The organism is Streptomyces sp. GL_141 (genome assembly GCF_057834385.1).
The window spans coordinates 5,054,174-5,080,714 of the sequence record NZ_CM174402.1 but is presented as its reverse complement, the minus strand read 5'-3'; the positions used below and the strand labels follow the sequence as shown (position 1 = coordinate 5,080,714).

Here is a 26,541-nt window from a genome sequence, read left to right as displayed (position 1 = left end):
TCCAAAACCGGTATCGGGGAGCGTCCGCGCAGGTCATCGATCACTCGTTCGCGGCGCGCGGGCGCTCGTCGCCCTCGTACTGGTCGAAGAGGGGCGTACGCGCCGCATCGCGCGGGCGGGGGCGGGGCGACGGGGTCGACGGCTGGGCGCGCAGGCGGGGTTCCGTCGGCTCGGCCGTGCTGGAGCGGGTCGCGCTCCAGGGGTCCGGGGTCGCCGGGCCGGTGGCGCGCGGGGCGACCGGGGCCGTCACGTACGTCGGCAGCGGCACCGGGACGGGCTCCCAGCTGTCACCGCGGGCGGGGCCGCGCTCGCGTTCGCGCTGCTGGTCCACCCACTCGGCGTGGTCGGTCTGCTCGACCAGGGCGCGCCGGCCGGCCTCCTGCGGGGAGACGGGTGGCGCGGGGTCCGGGTCGGAGCCGGCGGCCGGCTCGGATTCCCGGCGCCGGGGGCGGTTCTCGCGCAGGTGGCGGGCGGCCGCCTCGGCGCGGCGCCGGTCCATGGTGAACTCGTAGCGGCGTCGCTCCTGGACCCGCAGGTGCACGATGTACGTGCTCAGCAGCAGGGCGGGGACGGCCGGGGCCCACAGGTACTGGAGTCCGCCGACGGCGGCGGCGACCGCGCCGAGGGTGAAGATCAGGAAGAGCAGCGCGGTGGTGCGCCGGCGGCGGGCCAGGACGACGAGGCGCTGTTCGCGGCGGGCCCGCTCCGCACGGTCGGCCCGCTCGGAGGCGGCCGATCTCGGTTCGGACCGGGTCGGCGGGGGCACGACGACGGCCCGGGCGTCGGCGGCGTCCACGGGTTTGACCGTTTCCGTCGCGGCGTCCGGGTCCGCGGGGGGCTGGGGCCGCGCCTCCTCGTCACCGCGCTCACGCAGCCCCTTGGCGTAACGGCGCTCCATTCCCGCCCGGCCGGAAAGCAGCCGGATGGCGGTGGAGAAGCGTTCCGTCGGACGGGCTTCGTTCAGCTCGTCCTGCCTCCGGAGCCACATGGGCACCAAGTAGGCGGCCCAGGCCCCGACGATGACTGCGTAGATGAGGCCGCTGCTGCTCACACCCCACACCGTAGAGGGGCGCGGGCGGGGGGATCCGCCAATTGGGACGGCGTGTCGCACGATCTCGCTGATATCACGGACTTTTTTTGTGATTCTTCGGATCAGGTTATGGGCGAATCGGTCATTGGACGAAAGAATTCGAACAGATATCGGATTTCTATTGTTCCGGCAGCGTGCCCGGCTCGGCGGGGCCGTGCGGATGGCGTTCGCGGTGCCAGCGCCGCAGCAGCCCCTCCCGCGCCTCCTCCGCCGTCAGCGCGTACACGAGGTGATCGCGCCAGGCCCCGTCGATGTGCAGGTACCGCGGGCGCAGTCCCTCCTCGCGGAAGCCGAGCTTCTCCACCACCCGGCGGCTCGGACCGTTCTCCGGGCGGATGCACACCTCGATCCGGTGCAGCCCGACCTTGCCGAAGCAGTGGTCCACCGCGAGCGCGACCGCCGTCGGCATCACTCCGCGGCCCGCCACGTCCCGGTCCACCCAGTAGCCGACGTGGCCCGCGCACATCGAGCCCCAGGTGATCCCGGCGACCGTCAACTGGCCCACCAGGCGTCCCTGGTACTCGACGACGAACGGCAGCATGCGCCCCGCGTTCGCCTCCGCCCGCAGGTGGCGCACCATCTGGCGGTACGTCGGCCGCTGGATCACCGGCCCCCAGGGAGCGGGCGGCGGGATCGTCGCCTCCCACGGCCGGAGCCAGTCGCGGTTGCGGCGGTTGACCTCGCGCCAGGCGGCCTGGTCCCGGAGCTTTATCGGCCGGAGCGCTACGTCGCCGTCCGTCAGCACCACCGGCCAGGAGGGGCCGTTCAGCTCGCGCTCCCCGGGGGTCTGCCCTCGGGACGAGGGTGGTCGCCGCCCCGGATCTGGTCGACGGCGTGCAGCAGGACGCGGGACAGGACCGCGATCCCGTCGCGGACCCCGCCCGTGGAACCGGGCAGGTTCACGATCAGGGTGCGGCCGGCCACGCCCGCCAGCCCCCGGGACAGGGCCGCGGTGGGCACCTTCGCCAGGGACTCGGCGCGGATCGCCTGCGGGATGCCCGGGATCTCGTAGTCCAGTACGCGGGCGGTGGCGTCGGGGGTCCGGTCGGTCGGCGAGATGCCGGTGCCGCCGGTGGTCAGGATGACGTCGTACCCGGCGGCCACGCCCTCGCGCAGGGCCGCCTCCACGGGATCCCCGTCGGGGACCACGCGCGGGCCGTCCACCGCGAAGCCGAGCGCGCGCAGGCCCTCGGCGAGCACGGGGCCGCCCTTGTCCGCGTACACGCCCTGCGAGGCCCGGTTCGAGGCCGTGACGACCAGCGCGCGCAGCCCGGGGTCCCCGGGCTCCACCGGTTCCGCCTCCGGGGCATGGGCGTGGCTGTGGACCTCGCCGCCGCGCGGGGCGTTCACGAGCGCGCCCAGTCGCCGGACTTGCCGCCCGTCTTCTCCTCGACCCGCACGTCGGTGATGACCGCGCCCTTGTCGACGGCCTTGACCATGTCGATGACGGTGAGCCCGGCGACCGCGACGGCGGTCAGCGCCTCCATCTCGACGCCCGTGCGGTCCGCGGTCTTGACGGTGGCGAGGATCTCGACGGCGTCGTCGGTGACCTTCAGGTCCACCTTCACCCCGGAGACGGCCAGCGGGTGGCACAGCGGGATCAGGTCGGGGGTCTTCTTCGCCCCCATGATCCCGGCGATCCGCGCGGTGGCGAGGGCGTCGCCCTTGGGAACGCCCTCGCCCCGCAGCAGTTCGATCACCCGGGGAGAGACGAGCACACGGCCGCTGGCCCGCGCCGTCCGGGTGGTGACGTCCTTCGCCGAGACGTCGACCATCCGGGCCGCGCCGGCCTCGTCGATGTGCGTCAGCCTGGTGCCGGCGGCGCCGCCGGCGCTGCTCTGCGTACTCATATCTGCGTGCCGCTCCCGTCCGGGCCCCGCAAGGGCCTGTGTGGTGCAACACGCTACCCGCATCCGCCGTACCTCAGCCGAGCGGGACCTCAGCCGAGCAGGACCACTTCCAGCTCGGCCCCGGGCTCCACCGAGGTCACGTCCTCCGGTACGACCATCAGCGAGTCGGCGTGCGCCAGCGCGGCGATCAGGTGCGAGCCCGCCCCGCCGACCGGGCTGACCGTGCCGCTCGAAGCGTCGTACTTGCCGCGCAGGAACTGGCGGCGGCCCGCCGGGGAGCCGATCGCCTTGTCCGCCGTGAACACCGCGCGCACGCTCGGCCGGCTGACCTCGGAGGCGGGCAGGCCCATGAGGGCGCGGATCGCGGGGCGCACGAACAGCTCGAAGGAGACGTAGGAGGAGACCGGGTTGCCGGGCAGGGCCAGCAGCGGGGTGTGGTCGGGGCCGATGGTGCCGAAGCCCTGCGGCTTGCCGGGCTGCATGGCGAGCTTGCGGAAGTCGATCCCGGCGCCGTCGATATCCTCGCCATCGATGCCGCCCGTGGAGAGGTCCGTGAGGGCCTCCTTGACCACGTCGTACGCGCCGACGCTGACCCCGCCCGTGGTGACGAGCAGGTCGGCCCGGATGAGCTGGTCCTCGATGGTGGAGCGCAGGGTGTCGGCGTCGTCGGCGACGGCTCCGACCCGGTAGGCGATGGCTCCGGCGTCCCGCGCGGCGGCGGCCAGGGCGAAGCTGTTGGAGTCGTAGATCGTGCCGGGCGCCAGGGCCTCGCCCGGCTGGACCAGTTCGCTGCCGGTGGACAGGACGACCACGCGCGGGCGCGGACGCACCCGCACGGTGCCCCGCCCGATGGCGGCCAGCAGGGCGATCTGCGGCGGCCCGAGGACCGTGCCCGCGGCGAGCGCGAGGTCCCCGGCCTGTACGTCGCTGCCGCGCGCGCGGACGTGCGCCCGCGCCTCGGCGGCGCGGTGGACGCGTACCTCGCCGGCGGCGCCCTCGGGCGACTCGCTGGCGGGGGTCATTCCGGTGGCGGCGCCGCCGCCCGTGCCGCCGTCGGTCCACTCGACCGGTACGACGGCTTCCGCGCCGGGGGGCAGCGGGGCGCCGGTCATGATGCGGGCGGCCTGGCCGGGGCCCACGGTCGGCAGCTCGCCGTCGCCGGCCGCCACGTCCCCGATGACCGTCAGCACCGCGGGGAACTCCTCGCTGGCGCCCTGGACATCGGCGGTCCGGACGGCGTAGCCGTCCATCGAGCTGTTGTCGAAGGGCGGCAGGGCGACCGGCACGGTGACGTCCTCGACGAGGACACAGCCCTGGGCGTCCAGCAGCTGGAGCTCGATGGGCTCCAGCGGCCGGACCGTACCGAGGACGTCCGCCAAGTGCTCGTCCACCGACCAGAGGCGCTGCGGGGCGGTTTGGTCCTGCGGTGCGTCGGGCTTGCTCAAGGTCCTACATCTCCTCCGTGACGTAATGGTGAAGCCAGGTGCGGAACTCCGGGCCCAGGTCCTCACGCTCGCACGCGAGTCGGACGATGGCCCGCAGGTAGTCCCCGCGGTCTCCGGTGTCGTAGCGGCGGCCCCGGAAGACCACGCCGTGCACCGGGCCCCCGACGGTCTCGTCGGCGGCGAGCTTCTGCAGGGCGTCGGTCAGCTGGATCTCACCGCCGCGGCCCGGCTCGGTCTCCCGCAGTATGCCGAAGATCGCCGGATCGAGTACGTATCGTCCGATGACCGCGTAATTGCTGGGCGCGTCCGCGGCGTCCGGCTTCTCCACGAGACCGGTGATGCGGACCACGTCCGCCTCCTCGGTGGGCTCGACCGCGGCGCAGCCGTACAGGTGCACCTGGGAGGGGTCGACCTCCATCAGCGCGACGACGGTGCCGCCGGCGCGCTGCTGGATCTCCGTCATCCGGCGCAGCAGCGGATCGCGGGGGTCGATGAGGTCGTCGCCGAGGAGGACGGCGAAGGGTTCGTCGCCGACGTGCGGCTCCGCGCACAGCACGGCGTGGCCCAGGCCCCGGGGGTCGCCCTGGCGGACGTAGTGCATGGTGGCCAGGTCGCTGGACTCCTGGACCTTCTTGAGCCGGTCGTCGTCGCCCTTGGCGATGAGCGCCGACTCCAGCTCGTAGTTGCGGTCGAAGTGGTCTTCGAGAGCCCGCTTGTTACGGCCCGTGATCATGAGAATGTCGTCGAGACCGGCCGACACGGCCTCCTCGACGACGTACTGAATGGCCGGCTTGTCCACCACAGGAAGCATTTCCTTGGGTGTGGCCTTGGTTGCCGGAAGGAACCGAGTGCCGAGGCCCGCGGCCGGGATGACGGCCTTTTTGATCACGGGGTGCAACTGAGTCATGAGCGGAACGATAGTCCCTCGTGCTGTGAACCACGTGTGCTTCAGATGAACATGATCAGGTATACCCCGATAGAAAGTGATACGAGCCGACCGTGACAGAGAACCAGCCTTCGAGGGCCAAGACGGACCTGCGCCGGGAACTCCTCGCGGCCCGCCGCGCCTTGTCCGCCGACACCCTGCGCACGGCGGCCGAAGCCCTCTCCCGCTCCGCCCTGGAGCTGCCCGAACTCGGCTCCGCCCACACCGTGGCCGCCTACGTCTCCATCGGCTCCGAACCCGGCACCCGCGAGCTGCTCGACGCCCTGCGGGCGGCCGGCACCCGCGTGCTGCTGCCCGTCCTGCTGCCCGACAACGACCTCGACTGGGCGGCGTACGAAGGCCCCGGCAGCCTGGCCGAGGCCGCGCACCCGGGCAAGATGCGGCTCCTGGAGCCCGTCGGCCCCCGGCTCGGCCCGGACGCGGTGACCGGCGCCGACGCCGTGCTGCTGCCCGGGCTGGCCGTGGACCGGCGGGGGATGCGGCTGGGGCGGGGCGGAGGCTCGTACGACCGGGTGCTGGAACGGCTGGAGCGCGCCGGGGCGCATCCGGCACTGGTCGTGCTGCTCTACGACGACGAGGTGGTCGCGCGGGTCCCGGAGGAACCGCACGACCACCCCGTCCGGGCGGTCGCCACCCCGTCGGGGGTGCTCCGCTTCAGCTCGTGAACCCGACTGCGGCCGTGGCCGTCAGGAACCCTCGGGCTGGAGGGTCAGGGTGTCGACCGTGGCCTTGTCCACGGCGTCCTTCCCGAAGGGCCAGTCCAGCAGTTCGCCCTTGGCCCACAGCGTCGTCTGGTCCGTGTAGTGGTCGTGGTACGCGTGCCCCGAGGCGCCCGTCAGGTTGATCCAGCGGGACTTGTCGAAGTCGGCGAGGTTCACGACCATCCGCATCGACGGCACCCAGGTGACCCCGTACCCGCTGGAGGCGTTCCAGCCGGTCGCGTTGACGGTGGCCTCGCCGCCGCCCAGGTTCCAGGGGCCGCGGTTGAGGAGCCACTGGAGGTAGCCGGGGCCCTCGGTGCCGATCGTCTGGTTCTTCAGCATCAGCTGGTGCATGCGGCCCCAGCTCCAGGTCGACTGGTCCTTGCCGAGCTTGGCGGTCAGCTCCCAGCGGGCGTCCTTCATGGCCCGTGCGAAGAGCTGGTCGCGGGTGGTGGTGGCGGCCACGGTGCGGCCGACGGCGGGCGACTGCCACCAGGCCGAGTTCTCGTCCTTGACCAGGCGGCGGACCACCTCGAACCAGCGGTCGCCGCCGTCCGGCTGCGCCGAGTCGGAGCCGCGCTCACCGCATTCGCGGACCATCTTGGCGAGGTCGTCGGCCGGGCCGGTGGTCTGCTCGGGGACGTTCATGCAGCTGCCCTCGACCCGCAGCTCCTTGGGCATCTTGTCGCCGAAGGCCAGCTTGAGGATGTTGCGCCAGACCGCGTTGAAGTACGCGGCGGCCGCCGAGTCGGGCTCCTGCGTGTAGTTCCAGCCGTCCAGCAGCTTCTGCGCGGAGCGGACGGCCGGGTCCGAGACGTCGATCTTGGCCAGCATCGGGGTCAGCAGCGCGGCGATCTCGCTGCTGTTGTCCATCTGCATGGTGCGCATGTCGTCGGTGGAGATCTTCCCGCTGTCCTTGATCTTCGCCTCGATGAGGTCGTTGATCCGCTGACTGCGGGCGCCGTAGCCCCAGTCGGTGGTCAGCAGGTACGGGTACTTGCCCTGGCCGGTCTCGGTGACGGCCTGGTTCGCGGTGACGATGAAGCCGCGGTCCGGGTTGAGCGCCCACGGCATCTCGTCCTGCGGGACATAGCCGGCGTTGCCGTCCTTGCCGCCCTTCCAGGCGTACTTGGAGTCCCAGCCGGGGGCGGGCATCTTGCCGTCGCCGGTGGTGCGCATCGGGATGCGGCCGGGGGCCTGGTAGCCGATGTTGCCGCTGGGGCCCTTGTTGTCCGCGTAGATCAGGTTCTGCGAGGGGACCTCGAAGTCGCGGGCCGCGGTGCGGAAGTCCTGGAAGTTCTTGGCCCGGTTGAGCTTGAAGACCGCGTCCATCGACTTGCCCGGGTCCAGCGCGGTCCAGCGCAGGGAGACCCCGTAGCCGTTGCCGCGGTCCGGGGCGGCGCTGTTCACGGGGGCGCGGGCGCCGACCGTGGCGATCTCGTCGCTGCGGTCGGAGATCAGCGGGCCGTTGTTGGTGGACCGGACGGTGATCTTCTTCTCACCGCCGCCGGCGATCTTGATGACCTCTTCGCGGGTGGTGAAGGGGAGCACCTTGTTGTCGTAGACGTAGCCCTCGGGCTTGACCTGCTCCAGGTAGAGGTCGGTGACGTCGGCGCCGAGGTTGGTCATGCCCCAGGCGATGTCGGCGTTGTGGCCGATGACCACGCCCGGCATGCCGGAGAAGGTGTAGCCGGCCACGTCGTACTGGCACGAGGCCGAGGCCGCCCGGCAGTGCAGGCCCATCTGGTACCAGACCGAGGGCAGCTGCGGGGAGAGGTGCGGATCGTTCGCGAGCAGCGGCTTGCCGGTGGTCGTGTACTTGCCGGCGACGACCCAGGAGTTCGAGCCGATGCCGCTGCCGGCCGGGCCGAGGATCGCGGGGATCTCGTCGAGGGTGTCGGCCAGCGCGCCGAGCTGCGTGCGCAGGCCCACGGTGGCGCCCTGGGCGGTGGCGTTGCCGGCCAGCCCGGTCTCGCCGGTGGTCTGGGTGGAGACCTGGGAGCCGGTGGCGCCGCCCGATCCGCCGGTGGTGGCGCCGGAGCCCACGGGGCTGCCGGAGCCGGGACCGGCCGCGGGGGTGTACTTCCCGCCCTTGACGGTGCCGCCCTCGACGATCGGACGGTTCCGGTCGAAGGGGTACGGCGGGTAGAGCTCGTCGATCTGCGCCTGCGAGAGCTTGCCCGTCATCAGCGCGCGGTCGATCTCGTCCTGCATGTTGCCGCGCAGGTCCCAGGCCATCGCCTTGAGCCAGGCCACCGAGTCGACCGGGGTCCACTGCTCGGGCTGGTAGGAGTCGCTGAGCTTGAGGGCGGCGTGCTCGACGGAGAGGTCCTTGCCGGACTTCCCCTTCAGGTACGCGTTGACCCCGTCGGCGTAGGCCTGCAGGTACTTCTTGGTGTCGGCCGACAGCTTGGTGTCGTACTCCTGCTGCGCGACCTGGCGCCAGCCGAGCGTGCGCAGGAAGGCGTCCGTCTCGACCTGGCCGGCGCCGAACATCTCCGAGAGCCGCCCGGAGGTCATGTGGCGGCGTACGTCCATCTCCCAGAACCGGTCCTGCGCGTGCACGAAGCCCTGCGCGCGGAAGAGGTCCTCGTCGGAGTCGGCGTACAGCTGGGGAATTCCGTTGGCGTCGCGCTTGACGTCGACGGTCCCGGTCAGGCCGGGGACCTTGAGGGAGCCGGTGGTCTGCGGGAACGAGGCCCGCACACTGTCCACGCTCCAGTACGCCCCGTACCCGAGGCCAGCGAAGAGCGCCAGCACCAGGACGAGCACGATCAGACGGGCGCGTCGTCCCTTCTTCTTGACGGAAGGGGCGGTTTCGTTGGCGGGCATCGCTGTCCTTAGAGGGGCAGGGTGGTCCTGGGAGTGCTGGGAGCAACCATAGGCGCAGGACCGGGTGCGTTGATCCGTCAGGGGTCGAGGTGATGACGACAGGTCATGAGGACAGAGACCCTCGGGCGTTTCACAATGTGGCTATCGAGTAAAGGGCGCGTCAAAGATTAGGTAAGGTAACGAAGTACTTGCCGTCCGTGCCCGTGCCGGAACGATGCGTCAGTCCGACGTCCCCCGTTCCGTCATCGTCAGGCACGTCGAGGAAAGGGCCGCCCGCTGACTGTCCACACGCTGAATGAGCTCCTGCTGGTCTGCTCGCTCGTGCTGCTCGTCGCCGTGGCGGCGGTACGCGTCTCTTCGCGCAGCGGCCTCCCCAGCCTGCTCATTTACCTCGGCATAGGTATTGCGATAGGCCAGGACGGCATCGGCAACGTCGTGTTCGACAACGCCGAGCTGACCCAGGTGATCGGCTATGCCGCGCTCGTGGTGATCCTCGCCGAGGGCGGCCTGGGCACGAAGTGGAAAGAGATCAAGCCGGCCCTGCCGGCCGCGATCGTGCTGTCGCTGGTCGGCGTCGCCATCAGCGTGAGCGTGACCGCGGCGGGCGCGCACTACCTGGTCGGACTCGAATGGCGGCAGGCCCTGCTGATCGGCGCGGTCGTCTCCTCGACCGACGCCGCGGCCGTCTTCTCGGTCCTGCGCAAGGTCCCGCTCCCCTCCCGGATCACGGGCGTGCTGGAGGCCGAGTCCGGCTTCAACGACGCCCCCGTCGTCATCCTGGTCGTGGCCTTCGCGACCGTCGGGCCGGTCGACCAGTGGTACGTCCTCATAGGCAAGATCGCGCTGGAGCTGGCGATCGGCGTCGCCATCGGCCTGGCGGTGGGCTTCCTGGGCTCGTACGGACTGCGGCACGTGGCACTGCCCGCCTCGGGCCTCTACCCGATCGCCGTGATGGCGATCGCGATCACGGCCTACGCGGCCGGCGCGATGGCTCACGGCTCCGGCTTCCTCGCGGTGTACCTGGCGGCGATGGTGCTCGGGAACGCGAAGCTCCCGCACTGGCCCGCCACCCGGGGATTCGCGGACGGGCTCGGCTGGATCGCCCAGATCGGCATGTTCGTGCTGCTGGGCCTGCTGGTCACCCCGCACGAGCTGGTCAACGACTTCTGGCCGGCGGTGATCATCGGGCTGGTGCTGACGATGGTGGCCCGGCCGCTGGAGGTCTTCGTCTCGCTGCTGCCCTTCCGGCTGCCCTGGCAGGAGCAGGCGCTCATGTCCTGGGCGGGCCTGCGCGGAGCCGTGCCCATCATCCTGGCGACCATCCCCATGGTGTCCGGGATCGAGGGCAGCGAGCGGGTCTTCAACATCGTCTTCGTCCTGGTCGTCGTCTACACCCTGGTCCAGGGGCCGACCCTGCCGTGGCTCGCGCGCAAGCTGAAGCTGGGCAACAGCGACGAGACCGCCTCCGACCTCGGGATCGAGTCGGCGCCGCTGGAGAAGCTGCGCGGGCACCTGCTGTCCTTCGCGATCCCGCCCGCCTCGCGGATGCACGGCGTCGAGGTGAGCGAGCTGCGGCTGCCGCCGGGGGCCTCCGTCACGCTGGTCGTACGGGACGCGCGCAGCTTCGTACCGGCACCGTCGACCGTGCTGCGGCGCGGGGACGAGCTGCTGGTGGTGGCCACGGACCCGGTACGGGACGCGGCCGAGGCGCGGCTGCGTGCGGTGGCCCGGGGCGGCAAGCTGGCGGGTTGGCTGGGCACCGGCGGAGAGGGCGACGGGGCCGCGGGCGGGAAGGCCAGGAGCTCCGGCAAGGGCGCGGGCAAGGGATCCGGAAAAGGCTCTGCCAAGGGCTCTGCCAAAGGCTCCGGGAAGGACTCCGGGAAGGGTTAGAGCGGCGCTCTAATTCAGTATTTTCGATGGCCTCTGTCCGGATTCACCCCTGTTTGAGTGGGGCCTGAATGCAAAGTTCCAGTTAATCGCAGGTGAAGACACGCCCTGTAGCCCGAATCACAGGGCGTATCGGTCGATCTGCCTGTACGATTAAGGAACAACACATCGAACCAACTCTGCCTGACGCAGAGCTGGCGCGACCGCAAAGCGGCCGTGGCACCCTCCCGCAGTGGGCGCCCAGGTATCACTCGGTTTTGCGCAAGAGGACAGCTCTCGGGGCTCCCACATGTACGGGTGCGATCGCTCACAAGGCGGCGCATCGTCCGCAGACGGGGAGTTCTACCAGGCAGCGGAAAGGCCAGGCCGTGACATCCGCGGTCACGACCGACAAGTCCGCCACGTCCACCCGACCCGGCTACGGGCAGCTCCTGCGCACGCCCGGCGCCCTCGGCTTCGTTCTCCCGGGATTCGCCGCGCGACTCCCCTTCGGCATGCTGACGATCAGCATCCTGCTGCTGGTCCAGCACACCACCGGTTCCTACGGAAGCGCCGGCATCGTCGCCGCCTTCACCGGTATCTCCATGGCCGTGTTCGCCCCGGTCATGGGCAAGCTCATCGACCGCCACGGCCAGAGCGCCGTTCTGGTCCCGGTGGCCCTCGTACACGCCACCGCCGTCAGCTCCCTGGTGGCGTTCGCGCTGCTGGGTGCGCCCGTCTGGGCGCTCGCACTGGCGGCCGTCCCCGCCGGTGCATCCGTCCCGCAGGTCGGACCCATGGTCCGGTCCCGCTGGGCGGCCAAGCTCGAGGGCTCCCCGCTGCTGCCGACGGCCGCCGCGTTCGAGTCCGTCACCGACGAGTTCACCTTCGTCGTCGGCCCGGTGCTCGCCACCGCGCTGTGCACCGGCATCAACCCGGCGGCCGGTCTGGTCACCGAGGCCGCGCTCACCCTGATCGGCGGCCTGCTCTTCGCCGCCCAGCGCGCCACGCAGCCCAAGCCCGTCGCCCGCCCGGCACACGGTGAGAAGCACGCCCCGGCCCTGTCGTTCCACGGCCTGCGCGTCCTGATCGTCGCCTTCATCGGCATCGGCGCCGTCTTCGGCGGCATGCAGGTCTCGCTCGCCGCCTTCTCCGAGGAGATCGGCAACCCGGGCGCCAACGGTCTGCTCTACGGCGTCTTCGCCGCGGGCAACATGATCGCCGGCATCGCCTGCGGTGCGATCGCCTGGAAGATCGGCCCGCGCCGCCGCCTGCTCCTCGGCTACATCGGCCTCACCGCGGCCGCCTCGGTCCTGTGGGCCGCGAACTCGATGATCCTGCTCGGCGCGCTCGGCCTGGTCGTCGGTCTGTGCATCGCCCCCGCGCTGATCACCGGCTACACCATGATCGAGCAGCTGGTCCCGGCCACCTCGCGGACCGAGGCCTTCACCTGGCTCACCGGTGGCGTCGCCTTCGGGCAGGCCGGCGCCGTGACCCTGGCCGGCCGTCTGACGGACGCGCACGGGTCCTCGTACGGGTTCCTCGTGCCGATGGTGGCCACCGTGCTGGCCCTGGCCATCCTGCTGGCACTGCGTGCGAAGCTGGCCCCGAAGGCCCCGAGCCGGATCGTCAGCTCGTCCAAGCCGGCCGCACAGGCCGCGCCCGCCGCACCGTCCACGAAGGTGAACGAGCGTGGGATGGGTCACCGAGTCCCGGTGACGGTGGACTGATCCGCCGGAATACGTCACCATGAAGCGTCGTTAGCACTCATTGAGCCAGAGTGCCAGGAGGAAATTCGTGCCGACCTACCAGTACCAGTGCACCGAGTGCGGTGAGGGCCTTGAGGCCGTGCAGAAGTTCACCGATGACGCGCTGACCGTGTGCCCGAGCTGTGACGGACGCCTGAAGAAGGTGTTCTCCGCGGTCGGCATCGTGTTCAAGGGATCCGGTTTCTACCGGAACGACAGCCGCGGCGCTTCGTCGAGCAGCACCCCTGCCTCGAAGCCCGCGTCGACTCCGGCCGCCACCCCGGCCGCGTCGTCGTCGAGCACCTCGGCGTCCTCCTCCTCTTCGTCGACCTCCTCGTCTTCGTCGAGCACCTCGGCCGCCTGACCCGCCCGACGCTTCACGCTTCGCCCCAGGCCCCGCCCGTCCCCACGGACCGCGGGGCCTTCGGCATGCCCCGTTAGGGTGGGCCGCATGGCGAATGCAGAGATCGGTGTCATCGGCGGATCGGGCTTCTACTCCTTCCTGGAGGACGTCTCCGAGATCCAGGTGGAGACGCCTTACGGGCCCCCCAGCGACTCCCTCTACCTCGGCGAGCTCGCCGGCCGGACCGTGGCCTTCCTGCCCCGGCACGGCCGCAGCCACACCGTCCCCCCGCACAAGATCAACTACCGGGCCAACCTGTGGGCGCTGCGTTCCGTGGGCGTGCGCCAGGTGCTGGGCCCCTGCGCGGTCGGCGGCCTGCGCCCCGAGTACGGCCCGGGCACCCTGCTCGTCCCCGACCAGCTGGTCGACCGTACGAAGTCCCGCGCCCAGACCTTCTTCGACGGGGAGCCGCTCCCGGACGGCTCCGTCCCCAACGTCGTGCACACCACCTTCGCCGACCCGTACTGCCCGGTGGGCCGCTCGGTGGCGCTGGCGGCGGCGCGCGGACGCGCGTGGGAGCCCGTGGACGGCGGCACCATGGTCGTCATCGAGGGGCCGCGCTTCTCCACGCGCGCCGAGTCCCGCTGGCACGCCGCGGCCGGCTGGTCGGTGGTCGGCATGACGGGCCACCCCGAGGCGGTCCTCGCGCGCGAGCTGGGGCTCTGCTACACCTCGATGGCGCTGGTCACGGACCTGGACGCGGGCGCGGAGACGGGCGAGGGGGTCTCCCACACGGAGGTCCTCAAGGTCTTCGGCGAGAACGTCGGCCGGCTGCGCGAGGTCCTCTTCGACGCGGTGGCCGCCCTGCCCCCGACGGAATCCCGCGCCTGCCTGTGCACCCACGCCCACGACGGCTGGGACCTCGGCATCGAGCTGCCGTAGGAAAAGTTTCCGGGGCGGTGTCACGTTTCCCGGGGCTGTCCGGTCTCAGTGGGTGAAGGCCGGGCGAAGAACGCCCGGCCGGACCCGGCCCCAGGAGGCAACCGCCATGGCACGCATCTCGCTCACCCCGCCCCGCACCCTCCTCAACCGCTTCGGCGCCTGGTACTCGCGCCGCGCCTACGGCCAGGTCCTCGAACCCGGCCTGGCCTACGGGCACAACGCGCGCGTGCTGTTCACCTACGTACGCCTCGAACAGCAGGCGGCGAAGTGGAACGCCCTCGACGGCGGCCTGAAGCACCTCGCGGTGATGGCCGCCGCCGCCCGCATGAACTGCTCGTGGTGCATGGACTTCGGCTACTGGGAGGGCCAGGCGAAGGGGATCGCCCCGGAGAAGGCCGAGAAGGTGCCGATGTGGCGTGCGGCCCGGGAGGTGTTCACGGAGCTGGAACTGCTCGTCATGGAGTACGCCGAGGCCATGACCGAGACCGAGCCGGCCGTCACGGACGAACTCGCCGCCGACCTGATCGCGCGCCTCGGCGAGGCCGCCTTCGTCGAACTCACCGCCATGGTCGCGCTGGAGAACATGCGCTCGCGCGTCAACAGCGCCTTCGGCCTGACCAGCCAGGGTTTCAAGGAGTCCTGCGAGCTCCCCCGCCAAGCGCTGACCTGGATCATGGGGGCCGTGGACAGCAGACAGGTGATCGTCGCCCTCGACTTCGGCGACCGGCGAGCCGCCGATGAACTCGTCCGGCGGCTCGGCGACTCGGCGGCGCGTGCGGTGCGTACAAGGTCGGACTGGAACTCCTCACGGCCGCCGGACCGGAGCTCGTGCTCGTGCTCGTGCTGACGGTGGTCACGAGCATGACCGGGAGCGACCTCGCCGACATCGGCATCGCCGCGGGCCCCGAAGAGCAGGTGCTGTGGCTGGCCCGGCTGGCGGCGGAGGCGGGATGCGACGGGGTCATCGGATCGCCTCGGGAGGCCGGGCCGCTGCGGAAGCTGCTGGGGCCGGACCGGCTGATCGTCACGCCGGGGGTGACGCTGCCGGGCGGGGAGACCGGCGGGCACGCCCGCGCCGATACCCCGTGGGCCGCCTTCGCGGCCGGGGCCTCCCACGTCGTGGTGGGGCGGTCGGTGACGCGGGCCGCGGATCCGGTGGCGGCGCTACGGCGGATCACCGTGGGGCGGTAACTCCTGCGGGTGACCGGGATATCCACAAGCTGTGGATCCTCCACAGGGTCGAGCGGGATCCGGCGGGGCGGCGGATCGTGGGGGCTGTCCGGGCGCTGGGTCCGGACTCCGGACTCACTCCGTCAGGTGGTGGCCGTCATGACCGCGAACTCCCGTGTCCCTTCCTCCTCCTCCTCGCCCCGCTTCCAGGCACAGGCACAGGCACAGGCCCACGCCCACACCCCGGTGCGCCCTTCCCCCGTCCCCCGTCATCCCTCTTCCGCCACGTGTCCCCCGGCGCGCTCCGTTCCCCTCTTCGCCCCGCTGCGCGTGGGGCGGGCCGGGGACCGGCTGCGCAGGGCGCTGCGGCGCCGGAGGCGCGGGGCCGCGGCCGGGCTGGCCGTCGTGGCGGCCGTGCTGGCGGTGGGCGGCACCGAGGCGCGGGCCTCGCGGGGCTCCGCGCCGCCCGCGGCGCAGCCCCCTCCGGCGGCGGTGCGGCTGGTGTCGGCGCCGGTGCGCATCGCGGACGCGGCGACGGTACGGCTGCTGCGGCCCGGGGACCGGGTGGACGTGGTCGCGGCGGAGCGCGGCGGGCCGCCCCGGGTGATGGCCGCGGGAGCCCGGGTCGCCGAAGTACCCGCCCCGGAGGAGGGCGTTGGGGACGGCGGGGCGCTGGTGGTGCTCTCCGTTCCGCGGGACACCGCGCGGGCTCTCGTGGGGGCGGGGACCGTGTCCCGGCTGGCGGTGACCTTGTGTTGAATCGTACGAACGTGCGGTCAAGTCACCGTGGGGGGAGGGTCGATTGGACACCACCGACCCAAACTGCCGTAGCTTTCGGAACCGTTGGCTCCATGTTCGGCAGATACGAAGAAAGGCTCAGTGGTGAGCGAGAAGAAGAAGGTGAGCGTGCTGGAAGGCTTCAAGGCCTTCCTGATGCGCGGCAACGTGGTCGACCTGGCGGTGGCCGTGGTCATCGGCGCCGCGTTCACGAACATCGTGAACTCTGTCGTGAAGGGCCTGATCAGCCCGGTGATCGGCCTCGTCGGCACGCAGAGTCTGGACGCGTACAAGACCTGTATCAAGGACCCCTGCGGGATCGGCGCGGACGGCAAGCCGACGGGCGTGGAGCTCCTCTGGGGCTCGGTGCTCAACGCCGCCCTGACCTTCCTGATCACCGCCGCGGTCGTGTACTTCCTCATGGTGCTGCCGATGTCGAAGTACCTCGCCCGGCAGGAGCAGCGCCGCAAGGCGAAGGAAGGCGTCCAGGAGACCATGGAGATCACCGAGCTGGTGGTCCTCAAGGAGATCCGCGACGAGCTGATCGCCCAGCGCGGCGCGGGTGGCGGGAACGTCCACTCCGACGCTCCGAGCCCCCGGCTCTAGGCGGGTCCCGCGGTCAGACGTGGTGCGGAGGCTTCTCGTCGAGGAAGCGGGCCAGATCGGCCGCGCTTCCGCCGGCGGGCGGCCGCTCGCCCCAGCCCCGGTCGGTGTCGTCCGAGGACTGCTGGTCCAGCGGATCGCCGAAGTCCAGCCGCGGCTTCGGCCGGGACTTCGCCTGGGGGCCCGGCTGGGGCTCCGGCTGGGGCTCCGGCTGGGACTTCGGGTCCTGCGGGTCGGTGGCGGGGGTGTCGCTCATGCCTCCAGGGTACGGCCGCCCCCGCCGCCGGCCCCGCTCAGCTGGGAGCCTCGGCGCCCTTGCGGGCGTAGAACCACCAGCACACCACCAGGCACGTGGCATAGAAGCCGATGAAGATCCATAGCGCGTTGGTGACGGCCATGGCCGCGAACATCGCGGGGATGAAGAAGAAGCCGTAGGCCGCGATGGCCGAGGAGAAGCCGGTGACGGCGCCCGACTCCATCTCCGACTGCTTGAGCGCCGCGGCCTGCGCCTCGGGGCCCTTGCCCTCGGCCTGCTTCATGTGATGGTCCCGGAAGATCACCGGGATCTGACGGAAGGTCGATCCGTTGCCCAGGCCGGAGAAGGCGAAGGCCACCAGGAAGCCGATGTAGAAGGGCCAGAAGTCGCCCTCCTGGCCACCGGACGGAAGGGCGTAGATCACCACGACGAGGGCCGCCGCCATGCCGATGAAGGACAGGATGGTGACCCTGGCTCCGCCGATCTTGTCCGAGAGCCAGCCGCCGCCCCAGCGCGTGAGCGCCCCGATGAACGGGCCGATCCAGGCGTAGGTGGTGGCCTGGTAGCCCTGCCCCTCGAAGTTGTTCTTGATCAGCAGCGGCAGGGCGGCCGCAAAGCCGATGAAGGAGCCGAAGGTGCCGACGTAGAGCCAGGTCATCAGCCAGTTGTGCTTGCGCTTGAAGATGATCTTCTGCTGGCTGAAGGGAGCCGCGGCCACCTTCAGGTCGTTCATCAGGAACCAGGCGGCCAGCGCCATGATGACCAGCAGCGGCACCCAGAGGAAGGCGCCGTTCTGCAGCCAGACGTCGGTGTTCTTCTTCGCGTCGTGCTGCGGGCCGCCCGCCGGGGCGCCCAGGACGGCCGCGGTGACCACCAGCGGGGCGACCAGCTGGACCACGCTCACGCCGAGGTTGCCGAGGCCTCCGTTGAGGCCGTTGGCGCTGCCCTTCTCCCGCTTGGGGAAGAAGAAGCCGATGTTCGCCATCGAGGAGGCGAAGTTCGCGCCGCCGATGCCGCACACGGCCGCGATCAGGGCCAGCTCCCAGTACGGCGTACCGGTGTCCTGGAGCGCGAAGCCCAGCCACAGCATCGGTGCGATCAGGATGATCGTGCTGAAGGCGGTGAACTTCCGCTCGCCGAACATCGGCCCGATGAAGGTGTAGAGGATCCGGAAGGTGCCGCCGGTGATGCCGGGGATGGCGGTCAGCCAGAACAGCTGCGACTTCGAGAATCCGAAGCCGACGTCGTTCAGCCTGACCACGGTCACCGACCAGACCTGCCAGACCACGAAGCCCAGCATCAGGGCCGGGATCGAGACCCAGAGGTTGCGCTGGGCGACCCGGTGGCCCTTGGACTGCCAGAAGCCCTCGTCCTCCGGCCGCCAGTCGGCGATGGTGGCCCCGGGCTTGTAGCTCTCGGCGCGGTGGCTGCGGGGTGCCGACGAGGTCGGCGGGGGCATCGACATGGTCATCGGTCCTTCGGGTCGAGGAGCCACAGTCCGATCACGACGAGGAAGGACAGGATCAGGAATCCCGCTCCCCACCAGGCCGTGCCGGTGTTTCCCTTCATCCACTCGTTGACGGTCACGGTGAGCGCCCAGAGCTGGCCGATCACGACCGTGAGGGCCAGGACGAGGCGCGCGTTGAGCCGTGAGGAGCGCTCGGGCTCCTGCTCGGTGCCGGCTCCCGGGCCCGGGCCCGTGTGCCGGATCCGGGGGTCCCCGTACCCGCTGGTGGAGCGGATCTGCGGGTACCTCTCCCGCACCGGGCGGTTGAGTCGTGGCTGGGCACTGCCCGGGTGGTACTCCGGGCGGGGCGGCAGCGGTGTCTCGCTCATGTGGGCCTCCTCTCGGTGCTGCCCGCACGGGCCGAGCCGGGGCAGCCCAGGCGGGCGGACTCCACCGGGTGGGAGTCGCCGAACTGCCGGCAGAGCGCGTCCTTGGCCGGCTCGCCCGACCGGGCGGTGGCGACGGCCCAGACGCTGCCGTCGGCCTGCTCGGTCAGGTAGATCCTCGGCAGCGGGCGCGGCGGCGGACCGGCCGTCACCTCGCCGGTGCGGGCGTCGAAGACACCCTCGTGGCAGGGGCAGTACAGCTCCCCGTCGGGGCCGCGGTCCTTGCGCCACAGCACGCCGCAGGCCAGGTGCGTACAGACAGCGGAGTAGCCCACGAGGGAGCCGTCCCCGAGCCGCACGGCCAGGGCCCGGTCGTCCTCGCCGGGGAACCGGAAGGCCACGGACTGGCCGGGGGCCAGCCGGTCGGCGACCTTCTTCGGGTCGGGCAGGCCCTCGTTGTCGCCGTGCCGGTGCAGGATGCCCGCGGCGACACCGACACCGCCGATGGCCAGGCCTCCGGAGACGGTGGCGACGATCCGCAGGTAGTCCCGGCGGGTGGTGAGGGAATCCGCGCTGATCCGGTCGCGCAGCTGCTCGATCGCGGCATCGGCGGCAGCTCCGCCGTCGGGGGCCGGGCCCGGGTGTGGAGGGGGCTGCTCGGTGACGCTCATCGGACATCCCTTCCGTTGATCTCGACGACGGGCAGGCCGCCGGGGACGGGCCACTGGACCTTGTCGGCGGGGACGACCATGGCCACGCCGGTCTGGACGACGACGTCACCGAAGACGAAGGAGTCGGCCACCTGGACGCCGGGGCGCTCCGCCTGGAGCTCTTCGAGGGTTCCGTAGAAGAGGGCTCCGGTCGGGCAGACGGTCGCGCACATCGGGGCGAGGCCGTAGGCGGTGCGGTCGTAGCAGAGGTTGCACTTCATCTGCAGCTTCGCCTGGAGGTCGATCTTCGGGATGCCGAAGGGGCAGGCGTTGACGCAGTTGGAGCAGCCGATGCAGCGGGTGGTGTCGGCCTGCTGGACCACCCCGTCGGCGGTCACCAGGATCGCGTCGGCGGGACAGACCTCGGCGCAGGGTGCGACCGGGTCCTCGCAGTGCATGCAGACGCTCGGGAGGGAGGCCACGGACATGCCGGGTTCGGTGTAGTCCAGGTGGATCATCGACTTGCCGCGGTGCGAATCGCACTCACGGCAAGCCGAGACGCACGCCTGGCAGCCGATGCAGCGACCCGGGTCGATGAAGATCGTGCGGCCCATCATGGCGGGTCAGCTCCTCTCCGCCGTGCCACGGCCCTGCGGGGCCGTGGGGGGCAGGGGGTCGGTGCGGGAGACCTGGGTCTCCGGATAGGCCTCACGACCCGGTGGGGTGGGCGGGGCGGGCACCTCGTCGACCCGCTCGGCGGCCTCGATCCGGGCGGCGCAGACCTTGTACTCGGGGATCTTCGAACGGGGGTCGAGGGCGTCGATGGTCAGGGCGTTCGCGGACGTCGGAACGGGCCAGTGGTACGGGATGAAGACGGTGTCGGGGCGGATCGCCTCGGTGACCAGGGCCGGGAACACCTCGCTGCCGCGCCGGGTGACCACCCGTACCGGTTCGCCGTTGCGGAAGCCGTGCGAGGGGTGGACCTCCACCCAGGGGCGGGGGGTCTGCTCGACGAGGGCGCCGAGCCGGCGGGTCTGGTTGCCGGACAGGAAGTGCGCGACGGTGCGGCCGGTGGTGAGGGAGAGGGGGTACTCCTCGGTGTAGGCGTCCATGGGCGGATGCCATTCCACGACCTGCATGTGGATCTTTCCGTCGGGGTGGTAGGTCCGGCCGTCCTCGAACAGCCGGGGGGTGCCCGGGTGCTCGGTGGAGGGGCAGGGCCAGGCGATCCCGCCGGTCTCGTCGAGGCGGTCGTAGGTGATGCCGTAGTAGTCGTTGACCGTGCCGGCGGAGGCGACGCGCAGCTCCTCGAACACCTCTCGGGAGCCGGGGAAGTCGAAGTGCTTCCCGGCGCCGAGCCGTCGGGCGAGCTCGCAGATGACCCAGGTGTCGGTGCGCACTCCGGCGGGGGGCTCCTGGGCCTTGTTGTGCTTGACCACGCGGGCTTCCGCGTTGGCCATCACGCCCTCGTCCTCGGCCCAGGTGGTGACGGGGAAGACCACATGGGCGTTGGCCGCGGTCTCGGAGAGGAAGAAGTCGAACTGGGCGTGGAACTCGGCGGTGTCGTAGCCGTCCTTGACCACCGCGTAGTTGGGGAGGGAGACGAAGGGGTTGTTGCAGATGCCGATGAGGCCGCGGATCTCCTTTCGCTGCATCTGCCAGACCATCTCCATCATGGAGGTGCCGGCGGTGGGGAGTTCGGACTCCTCGATGCCCCAGATCTGGCAGATCTGCTTGCGGTGCTCCGGGTTGGTGATGGAACGGCCGCCGGGCAGCATGTCGGACTTCTGGCCGTGCTCGCGGCCGCCCTGTCCGTTGCCCTGGCCGGTGATGGTGCCGTAGCCGGCGCCGGGCTTGCCGATGTGGCCGGTGGCCACGCACAGGTTGATGACGGACAGGCAGTTCTCGACGCCCTGGGAGTGGTGCTCGATGCCGCGGGCGTGCCAGGCCATGGCCTTGTCCGCGCCGGCGAAGACGCGTGCCACCTGGACGATCTGCGAGGCCGGTACACCGCAGATCTCCGCGGAGCGGGCCGGCGGGTACTCGGCGACGGTCTTCTTGACCTCTTCCCAGCCGGTGGTGTGCGCGGCGATGTAGGCCTCGTCGGTGAGGCCTTCGGCGATGACCACGTTCAGTACGGCACTGAAGAAGGCCGAGTCGGTGCCGGGCTTGAGCGCGACGTGGATGTCGGCGGTGCGGGCGACGGCCGTCTCGCGCGGGTCGACCACGATCAGCGAGGCGCCGCGGTCCCGCGCGCCCCACAGGTACTGGGTCATCACGGGGAAGCACTCCCCCACGTTCGACCCGGCGATGAGCAGGCAGTCCGTGAGGAGGATGTCGGAGAAGGGGTTGCCGGCCCGGTCGATGCCGAAGGCGAGCTTGTTGGCTCCGGCGGCGCTGACCATGCACAGGCGGCCGTTGTAGTCGACGTGCTTGGACTTCAGGGCGACCCGGGCGAACTTGCCGACCAGGTAGGTCTTCTCGGAGAACAGGCTGGCTCCGCCGAGCAGCCCGAAGGCGTCGTTGCCGTGGGCTTCCTGGATGCGGCGGATCTCGGAGACGGTGAAGTCCAGGGCCTCGTCCCAGGAGCACTCCTTGAACTCCTCGTCCCGGGAGCGCCGCATCAGCGGGGCGGTCAGCCGGTCGGGGTGGTTGACCTGCTGGTAGGCGTTGATGCCCTTGGGGCACAGCCGCATCCGGTTGATGTCGTGGTTGCGGGGTTCCACGCCGAAGACCTTGCCGCCCTTGTCCACGCGCAGGTACATCCCGCACTGCACCCCGCAGAAGCAGCAGTGGGTGGGGACCAGGGTCTCGCCGTTCTGGTCGGCGTGCCATTGGTCGGCGGGGATGCCTCCGGCGTCGCGGAAGTTGCGGGTGCCGGGCGGTGCGATGGAGGGGTCGATGGAGACGCGTACGGGCCGGGACGCGGCCTTGGCGGGGTCGGTCGCGGTCACTTGAAGCCCTTCTTGACGTGGGTCAGGTAGGCGTTGCCGCGCAGGACCCGCTTGCAGCGCGGGCAGTATTCGACGAAGGCGTTGAAGTCGAGGTTGAGGTCCTGCATGGTGCCGCGCAGGTTCTCCACGTACGGGGTGGTGTCGATGGGCTCCTCGCAGCGTTTGCAGAGGAAGACCTGCTCGTCCTGGCGGGCCGTGTACTTGAAGAGCTGCATGCCGACGGCGGCCGGGCGCTGGACGATGTGGAAGAACTTCCCGAACGGGATGTAGATGAGGGTGAACACCACCGACACCATGTGCAGGATCGCGAGGAACTCGTATCCGCCGCCGTGCAGGAAGATCGAGGAGAAGGTCAGCAGCAGACCGGTCACGGAGATGACGATCAGGCAGATCAGCGGCAGCAGGTCGTAGGCGAAGCGCTGGCCGGTCATCGCGCCGCGGTCCTTCATCCGCCGGTACAGGAAGTACGAGGCCCCGGGGATGACGAGGACGGCGGCGATGTCCAGGCCGTGGAACATCAGCCAGCCCAGGACGCTGAGCGCGTCGAAGCCGAGGACCTTGAAGCCCCAGACCCGCATGTCGTAGCCGGGGCCCGCGCCGCTCTCCGAGGTGAAGGTGAACCAGCCCCAGGTCAGCGGGAAGGTGATCGCCGCGGCGAGGAGGCAGCCCCAGAACATCAGCTGGTGGGCGATCCAGCGGGGGCGCGAGCGGGCGCCGAGGAACTTCTGGAAGCCGAGGTAGGTGGCGATCATCTTCGGCAGGGCGGTGGGTGCCTTGCGGAAGTTGTCCACCGACCAGAAGCTGCCGATGCCCTTTTTGAAGAGGCGCCGCGCGCCGGGGGCCGAGACCCACACGGTGTACCGGTAGGCCACGCCGAAGGCCAGGAAGACGGTGGCGACGGCGTAGGGCAGCAGGGCCGAGTCGAAGTCCCGCAGCAGCCTGCTGCCGAGCACGATCGCGACGATGAGCAGGAGCGAGACGACGGTGCCGGCCAGGGTGGCCCGTGCGGTGACGGACCGCCCGGCCGGCGGCGGGGTCTCGGGCGCCGGTGGGGGCGGCGCGGCGTCGATGACATCTGAGGGCTCGGACACAGCACCACGCTAGGTGGTCTGTACCGATTCAGCCCGTTATGCGGAGCTTACGAGTACGCCGTTCGGGTGATGGCTCGGACGGGCCCGCGCGCGGGCCCCCGCCCCTCAGACCGCGTTCAGTCCCTGCGCGGCGAAGATCGCCTTCGCCTCTGCCACCTGTCCTGCGGTCGGCGACGGCGTGTCGTGGAGGGTGAACTTCATGTCGAGCGCCTCCCACTTGCTCTCGCCGAGCTTGTGGAAGGGCAGGACGTCGACCCGCGAGATGTTGCCCAGGGTCCCGGCGAAGGCGGCGACGCCCTCGATGTTCTCCCGCGCGTCGGTCAGTCCCGGCACCAGCACGAACCGCAGGTGCACTTCCTTGCCGAGGTCGGCGAGGCGGCGGGCGAAGTCGAGGGTGGGCTCCAGCGGGCGGCCGGTCACCTTCTTGTACGTCTCCCGGTCCCAGGACTTGATGTCGAGCAGCACCAGGTCCACGTCGCGCAGCAGCGCGTCGGTGGCGCGGGCCCCGAGGAAGCCCGAGGTGTCCAGGGCGGTGTGCAGTCCGAGGTCGTTCTTCATCCGGTGCAGCAGCTCGCCGGCGAAGACGGGCTGGAGCAGCGGCTCGCCGCCGGAGATGGTGGCGCCGCCCCCGGAGGCGGCGATGAACTTGGTGTACTTGCGGGCCTCGGCGATGACGTCGTCGGCCGAGGTGCGCTTGCCGTTGCGCATCCGCATGGTGTCGGGGTTGTGGCAGTACAGGCAGGTCAGCGGGCAGCCGGACAGGAAGGTCACGAACCGGGTCCCGGGGCCGTCGACCCCGGTGGACAGGTCCCAGGAGTGCACCGTGCCCTCGCTCGGCCGCTGGGTCGCGGCGGCGGCGGGCGTCTGGCCGGCGCTCACGCTGATCGCGTTGGCGTGGCCGACGGGGAGGCTCGTACCGAAGAGGACGGTCATGGCAGGTGCTCCAGCTTCCAGATTCCGTGGACTGATCTGGTGACGCGCGGTCCCGGGGCCGGGTGAGGGCCGGCCCCGGGCCGCGCGTGTTCGTGGGTCTCTCGGGGGTCAGAGAGAGCCGTGGAAGGTGCGGTTCAGCACGTCGAGCTGCTGAGCGCGCGTGAGGCGGACGAAGTTCACCGCGTATCCGCTGACGCGGATGGTGAGCTGCGGGTAGTTCTCCGGGTGCTCCATGGCGTCCATGAGCGTGTCGCGGTTGAGCACGTTCACGTTCATGTGGAAGCCGTCGACCGCCATGTAGCCGTCGAGGACGCCCGCCAGGTTCTTGATCCGCTCCTCGGGGGTGCGGCCCAGGCCGTCGGGGGTGACGGTGTTGGTCAGCGAGATGCCGTCCTCGGCGTCCTCGTACGGGAGCTTCGCGACCGACAGCGCCGAGGTGACGTAGCCGTGGGTGTCGCGGCCGTTCATCGGGTTGGCGCCCGGGGAGAACGGCTCGCCGGCGCGGCGTCCGTCCGGCGTGTTGCCGGTCTTCTTGCCGTAGACCACGTTCGAGGTGATGGTCAGCACCGACTGGGTGTGCTCGGCCTCGCGGTACGTCGGGTGCTTGCGGATCTTCTTCATGAACTCCTCGACCAGCCAGACGGCGATCGAGTCGACACGGTCGTCGTTGTTGCCGTAGGCCGGGTAGTCGCCCTCGATGGTGTAGTCGGTGGCGAGGCCGGTCTCGTCGCGCACGGCGGTGACCTTGGCGTACTTGATGGCGGCCAGCGAGTCGGCGGCGACCGAGAGGCCGGCGATGCCGCAGGCCATGGTGCGGCGCACGTCGCGGTCGTGGAGCGCCATCTCGATGCGCTCGTAGGCGTACTTGTCGTGCATGTAGTGGATGACGTTCAGGGCGTGGACGTAGGTGTCGGCGAGCCATTCCATCTGCTCGTCGAACTTGGCCATGACCTGGTCGTAGTCCAGCACCTCGGAGGTGAGGGCGCCGGTGGACGGGCCGACCTGGGCGCCGGACTTCTCGTCGCGGCCGCCGTTGATCGCGTAGAGCAGGGTCTTGGCGAGGTTCACGCGGGCGCCGAAGAACTGCATCTGCTTGCCGACCGGCATGGCCGAGACGCAGCAGGCGATGGCGGTGTCGTCGCCGAAGCGCGGGCGCATCAGCTCGTCGGACTCGTACTGCACCGAGGAGGTGTCGATCGAGACCCGGGCGCAGAACTCCTTGAAGCCCTGCGGGAGCTGGGGCGACCAGAAGACGGTCATGTTCGGCTCGGGGGCCGGGCCGAGGTTGTAGAGGGTGTGGAGGTAGCGGAACGAGGTCTTGGTGACCAGCGGACGGCCGTCCTCGCCCATGCCGGCGATCGACTCGGTGACCCAGGTGGGGTCGCCGGAGAAGAGCTCGTCGTACTCCGGGGTGCGCAGGAAGCGGACGATGCGGAGCTTGATGATGAAGTCGTCGACCAGCTCCTGGGCCTGCTCCTCGGTGAGGATGCCGGCCTCGATGTCGCGCTGGAGGTAGACGTCGATGAAGGTGGAGGTGCGGCCGAGCGACATGGCCGCGCCGTTCTGCTCCTTCACGGCGGCCAGGTACGCGAAGTACAGCCACTGGATGGCCTCGCGGCCGGTGGTGGCCGGGCCGGAGATGTCGTAGCCGTAGGAGGCGGCCATCGCCTTGAGCTCGGCGAGGGCGCGGATCTGCTCGGAGAGCTCCTCGCGCAGGCGGATCGTCTCCTCCAGCGAGCGGTTGCCCGCGGGGAGGGAGTTGATCTCCTCCTTCTCCTCCTTCTTCACGGCGATGAGGCGGTCGACACCGTAGAGCGACACGCGGCGGTAGTCGCCGATGATGCGGCCGCGGCCGTACGCGTCCGGCAGGCCGGTCACGATGCCGGCCTTGCGGGCGGCGCGGATGTCGGGGGTGTACGCGTCGAAGACACCGGCGTTGTGGGTCTTGCGGTACTCCGTGAAGACCTTCTCCAGGTCGTCGGAGACCGGGTAGCCGTAGGTCTCCAGGGCGCCGGCGACCATGCGCCAGCCGCCGTAGGGCATGATCGCGCGCTTGAGCGGGGCGTCCGTCTGGAGGCCGACGATCAGGTCCTTGTCGCGGTCGATGTAACCGGGGGCGTGCGCGGTGATCGACGACGGGATGTCGTACGCGACGTCGTAGACGCCCTTCTCGCGCTCCTCCGGGAACTTGTCCGTGATCGCCTTCCACACGGCGGTGGTGCGCTCGGTGGGGCCGGCGAGGAAGGTGTCGTCACCCTCGTACGGCGTGTAGTTCTGCTGGATGAAGTCGCGGACGTCGATGGCGTCGCGCCACAGACCGCCCTTGAAGCCGTTCCAGGCCTCGCCGTTCTTCGTGGTTTCCGCAGGGGTGGCAGTCATCGCCCGCACCTTCCGAGTCGCCTCATTGCTTGTATCCATTGCACGCCTTTTGATCGATCATTTGGCGCCGCGTTGGTCCCGAGCTGGGGCCCGAAAGTCCCCTGATCCCCAGCCCCAAGGGTCTCCCATCCC

Annotated in this window: 25 protein-coding genes; 9 read left to right on the top strand and 16 right to left on the bottom strand. The window is 70.7% G+C overall.

Annotated features, from left to right (window positions below; genetic code table 11):
- Positions 1-40: 40 nt before the first annotated feature.
- From sepX to galU, 6 genes are all read right to left on the bottom strand, one after another.
- The gene (gene sepX / locus AC3IX6_RS22670) at positions 41-1,051 is read right to left on the bottom strand and encodes a divisome protein SepX/GlpR (protein ID WP_489364061.1); all 1,011 of its coding nucleotides are present in this window, start codon (positions 1,049-1,051) and stop codon (positions 41-43) included.
- Positions 1,052-1,208: 157 nt separating this feature from the next.
- Positions 1,209-1,838 (bottom strand): GNAT family N-acetyltransferase, encoded by a 630-nt coding sequence (locus AC3IX6_RS22665; RefSeq protein WP_489364059.1) that lies wholly within the window; start codon positions 1,836-1,838, stop codon positions 1,209-1,211.
- A gap of 17 nt (positions 1,839-1,855) precedes the next feature.
- Positions 1,856-2,380, bottom strand: a complete 525-nt coding sequence (locus AC3IX6_RS22660; RefSeq protein WP_489371526.1) for a MogA/MoaB family molybdenum cofactor biosynthesis protein — start codon at positions 2,378-2,380, stop codon at positions 1,856-1,858.
- A gap of 56 nt (positions 2,381-2,436) precedes the next feature.
- Positions 2,437-2,940 (bottom strand): cyclic pyranopterin monophosphate synthase MoaC, encoded by a 504-nt coding sequence (moaC, locus tag AC3IX6_RS22655; RefSeq protein ID WP_254385928.1) that lies wholly within the window; start codon positions 2,938-2,940, stop codon positions 2,437-2,439.
- A gap of 89 nt (positions 2,941-3,029) precedes the next feature.
- Positions 3,030-4,385 carry a molybdotransferase-like divisome protein Glp gene (gene glp / locus AC3IX6_RS22650; protein ID WP_489364057.1) on the bottom strand — a complete coding sequence of 452 codons (1,356 nt, stop codon included), beginning with the start codon at positions 4,383-4,385 and terminating at the stop codon, positions 3,030-3,032.
- 4 nt (positions 4,386-4,389) lie between these two features.
- Positions 4,390-5,292 (bottom strand): UTP--glucose-1-phosphate uridylyltransferase GalU, encoded by a 903-nt coding sequence (gene galU, locus AC3IX6_RS22645; protein WP_489364056.1) that lies wholly within the window; start codon positions 5,290-5,292, stop codon positions 4,390-4,392.
- 92 nt (positions 5,293-5,384) lie between these two features.
- On the opposite strand from galU, the gene AC3IX6_RS22640 reads away from it, so the two are divergent.
- Entirely contained in the window at positions 5,385-5,996 is a 612-nt protein-coding gene (locus AC3IX6_RS22640; RefSeq protein ID WP_489364054.1) for a 5-formyltetrahydrofolate cyclo-ligase, read from the top strand.
- Positions 5,997-6,017: 21 nt separating this feature from the next.
- On the opposite strand, the gene AC3IX6_RS22635 is transcribed toward AC3IX6_RS22640, so the two are convergent.
- A complete protein-coding gene (locus AC3IX6_RS22635) occupies positions 6,018-8,864 on the bottom strand; it encodes a penicillin acylase family protein (protein ID WP_489364052.1) in 2,847 nt (948 codons plus the stop codon).
- Between the two features lie 321 nt (positions 8,865-9,185).
- Between AC3IX6_RS22635 and AC3IX6_RS22630 the strand changes: the two genes are divergently transcribed.
- The 8 genes from AC3IX6_RS22630 to mscL all read left to right on the top strand — a co-directional run bounded on the left by AC3IX6_RS22630 (position 9,186) and on the right by mscL (position 16,316).
- The gene (locus AC3IX6_RS22630) at positions 9,186-10,754 is read left to right on the top strand and encodes a potassium/proton antiporter (protein ID WP_489364050.1); all 1,569 of its coding nucleotides are present in this window, start codon (positions 9,186-9,188) and stop codon (positions 10,752-10,754) included.
- Positions 10,755-11,119: 365 nt separating this feature from the next.
- The gene (locus tag AC3IX6_RS22625; RefSeq protein WP_489364048.1) at positions 11,120-12,460 is read left to right on the top strand and encodes an MFS transporter; all 1,341 of its coding nucleotides are present in this window, start codon (positions 11,120-11,122) and stop codon (positions 12,458-12,460) included.
- A 67-nt stretch (positions 12,461-12,527) separates the two neighbouring features.
- Positions 12,528-12,842, top strand: a complete 315-nt coding sequence (locus AC3IX6_RS22620) for an FmdB family zinc ribbon protein (RefSeq protein WP_388498032.1) — start codon at positions 12,528-12,530, stop codon at positions 12,840-12,842.
- Positions 12,843-12,929: 87 nt separating this feature from the next.
- Positions 12,930-13,763 (top strand): S-methyl-5'-thioadenosine phosphorylase, encoded by an 834-nt coding sequence (locus AC3IX6_RS22615; protein ID WP_489364046.1) that lies wholly within the window; start codon positions 12,930-12,932, stop codon positions 13,761-13,763.
- Positions 13,764-13,869: 106 nt separating this feature from the next.
- Complete coding sequence (locus AC3IX6_RS22610) at positions 13,870-14,610, top strand: carboxymuconolactone decarboxylase family protein (RefSeq protein WP_489364044.1); 741 nt, start codon at positions 13,870-13,872, stop codon at positions 14,608-14,610.
- A complete protein-coding gene (locus tag AC3IX6_RS22605; protein ID WP_489364043.1) occupies positions 14,598-14,954 on the top strand; it encodes an orotidine 5'-phosphate decarboxylase / HUMPS family protein in 357 nt (118 codons plus the stop codon). Before AC3IX6_RS22610 ends, AC3IX6_RS22605 begins: the two co-directional genes overlap by 13 nt.
- A 138-nt stretch (positions 14,955-15,092) precedes the next feature.
- Positions 15,093-15,692, top strand: a complete 600-nt coding sequence (locus AC3IX6_RS22600; RefSeq protein ID WP_489364041.1) for a hypothetical protein — start codon at positions 15,093-15,095, stop codon at positions 15,690-15,692.
- A 120-nt stretch (positions 15,693-15,812) separates the two neighbouring features.
- Positions 15,813-16,316 (top strand): large conductance mechanosensitive channel protein MscL, encoded by a 504-nt coding sequence (mscL, locus tag AC3IX6_RS22595; RefSeq protein ID WP_489364039.1) that lies wholly within the window; start codon positions 15,813-15,815, stop codon positions 16,314-16,316.
- Between the two features lie 13 nt (positions 16,317-16,329).
- Here the strand turns inward: mscL and AC3IX6_RS22590 are convergent, their stop codons facing one another.
- The 9 genes from AC3IX6_RS22590 to pflB form a co-directional block, all read right to left on the bottom strand.
- Positions 16,330-16,569 carry a hypothetical protein gene (locus tag AC3IX6_RS22590; RefSeq protein ID WP_489364037.1) on the bottom strand — a complete coding sequence of 80 codons (240 nt, stop codon included), beginning with the start codon at positions 16,567-16,569 and terminating at the stop codon, positions 16,330-16,332.
- Positions 16,570-16,606: 37 nt separating this feature from the next.
- Positions 16,607-18,034 carry a NarK family nitrate/nitrite MFS transporter gene (locus tag AC3IX6_RS22585; protein ID WP_489364036.1) on the bottom strand — a complete coding sequence of 476 codons (1,428 nt, stop codon included), beginning with the start codon at positions 18,032-18,034 and terminating at the stop codon, positions 16,607-16,609.
- A gap of 2 nt (positions 18,035-18,036) precedes the next feature.
- Complete coding sequence (locus AC3IX6_RS22580) at positions 18,037-18,405, bottom strand: hypothetical protein (protein WP_489364034.1); 369 nt, start codon at positions 18,403-18,405, stop codon at positions 18,037-18,039.
- Positions 18,402-19,073, bottom strand: coding sequence for a QcrA and Rieske domain-containing protein (locus AC3IX6_RS22575; RefSeq protein WP_489364032.1), 672 nt, complete (start codon positions 19,071-19,073; stop codon positions 18,402-18,404). Before AC3IX6_RS22575 ends, AC3IX6_RS22580 begins: the two co-directional genes overlap by 4 nt.
- Positions 19,070-19,669, bottom strand: a complete 600-nt coding sequence (locus tag AC3IX6_RS22570; RefSeq protein WP_243335392.1) for a 4Fe-4S dicluster domain-containing protein — start codon at positions 19,667-19,669, stop codon at positions 19,070-19,072. Before AC3IX6_RS22570 ends, AC3IX6_RS22575 begins: the two co-directional genes overlap by 4 nt.
- Before the next feature lie 6 nt (positions 19,670-19,675).
- Entirely contained in the window at positions 19,676-22,006 is a 2,331-nt protein-coding gene (locus AC3IX6_RS22565; RefSeq protein ID WP_489364030.1) for a molybdopterin oxidoreductase family protein, read from the bottom strand.
- A complete protein-coding gene (locus AC3IX6_RS22560; protein WP_489364028.1) occupies positions 22,003-23,097 on the bottom strand; it encodes an MFS transporter in 1,095 nt (364 codons plus the stop codon). The genes AC3IX6_RS22565 and AC3IX6_RS22560 overlap by 4 nt, the downstream gene beginning before the upstream one ends.
- A gap of 105 nt (positions 23,098-23,202) precedes the next feature.
- Positions 23,203-24,030: a pyruvate formate-lyase-activating protein gene (gene pflA / locus AC3IX6_RS22555; RefSeq protein WP_489364026.1), complete on the bottom strand. Its 828-nt coding sequence runs from the start codon at positions 24,028-24,030 to the stop codon at positions 23,203-23,205.
- Positions 24,031-24,138: 108 nt separating this feature from the next.
- Complete coding sequence (gene pflB / locus AC3IX6_RS22550; RefSeq protein ID WP_403719799.1) at positions 24,139-26,409, bottom strand: formate C-acetyltransferase; 2,271 nt, start codon at positions 26,407-26,409, stop codon at positions 24,139-24,141.
- Between the last annotated feature and the right edge of the window lie 132 nt (positions 26,410-26,541).

Coding starts and splice junctions, on each gene's coding strand:
- moaC (WP_254385928.1), bottom strand. CDS start 2,940: ATGAGTACGCAGAGCAGCGCCGGCGGCGCCGCCGGCACCAGGCTGACG.
- galU (WP_489364056.1), bottom strand. CDS start 5,292: ATGACTCAGTTGCACCCCGTGATCAAAAAGGCCGTCATCCCGGCCGCG.
- AC3IX6_RS22635 (WP_489364052.1), bottom strand. CDS start 8,864: ATGCCCGCCAACGAAACCGCCCCTTCCGTCAAGAAGAAGGGACGACGC.
- AC3IX6_RS22615 (WP_489364046.1), top strand. CDS start 12,930: ATGGCGAATGCAGAGATCGGTGTCATCGGCGGATCGGGCTTCTACTCC.
- AC3IX6_RS22610 (WP_489364044.1), top strand. CDS start 13,870: ATGGCACGCATCTCGCTCACCCCGCCCCGCACCCTCCTCAACCGCTTC.
- AC3IX6_RS22600 (WP_489364041.1), top strand. CDS start 15,093: ATGACCGCGAACTCCCGTGTCCCTTCCTCCTCCTCCTCGCCCCGCTTC.
- AC3IX6_RS22590 (WP_489364037.1), bottom strand. CDS start 16,569: ATGAGCGACACCCCCGCCACCGACCCGCAGGACCCGAAGTCCCAGCCG.
- AC3IX6_RS22585 (WP_489364036.1), bottom strand. CDS start 18,034: ATGTCGATGCCCCCGCCGACCTCGTCGGCACCCCGCAGCCACCGCGCC.
- AC3IX6_RS22580 (WP_489364034.1), bottom strand. CDS start 18,405: ATGAGCGAGACACCGCTGCCGCCCCGCCCGGAGTACCACCCGGGCAGT.
- AC3IX6_RS22575 (WP_489364032.1), bottom strand. CDS start 19,073: ATGAGCGTCACCGAGCAGCCCCCTCCACACCCGGGCCCGGCCCCCGAC.
- AC3IX6_RS22570 (WP_243335392.1), bottom strand. CDS start 19,669: ATGATGGGCCGCACGATCTTCATCGACCCGGGTCGCTGCATCGGCTGC.
- pflA (WP_489364026.1), bottom strand. CDS start 24,030: ATGACCGTCCTCTTCGGTACGAGCCTCCCCGTCGGCCACGCCAACGCG.
- pflB (WP_403719799.1), bottom strand. CDS start 26,409: ATGACTGCCACCCCTGCGGAAACCACGAAGAACGGCGAGGCCTGGAAC.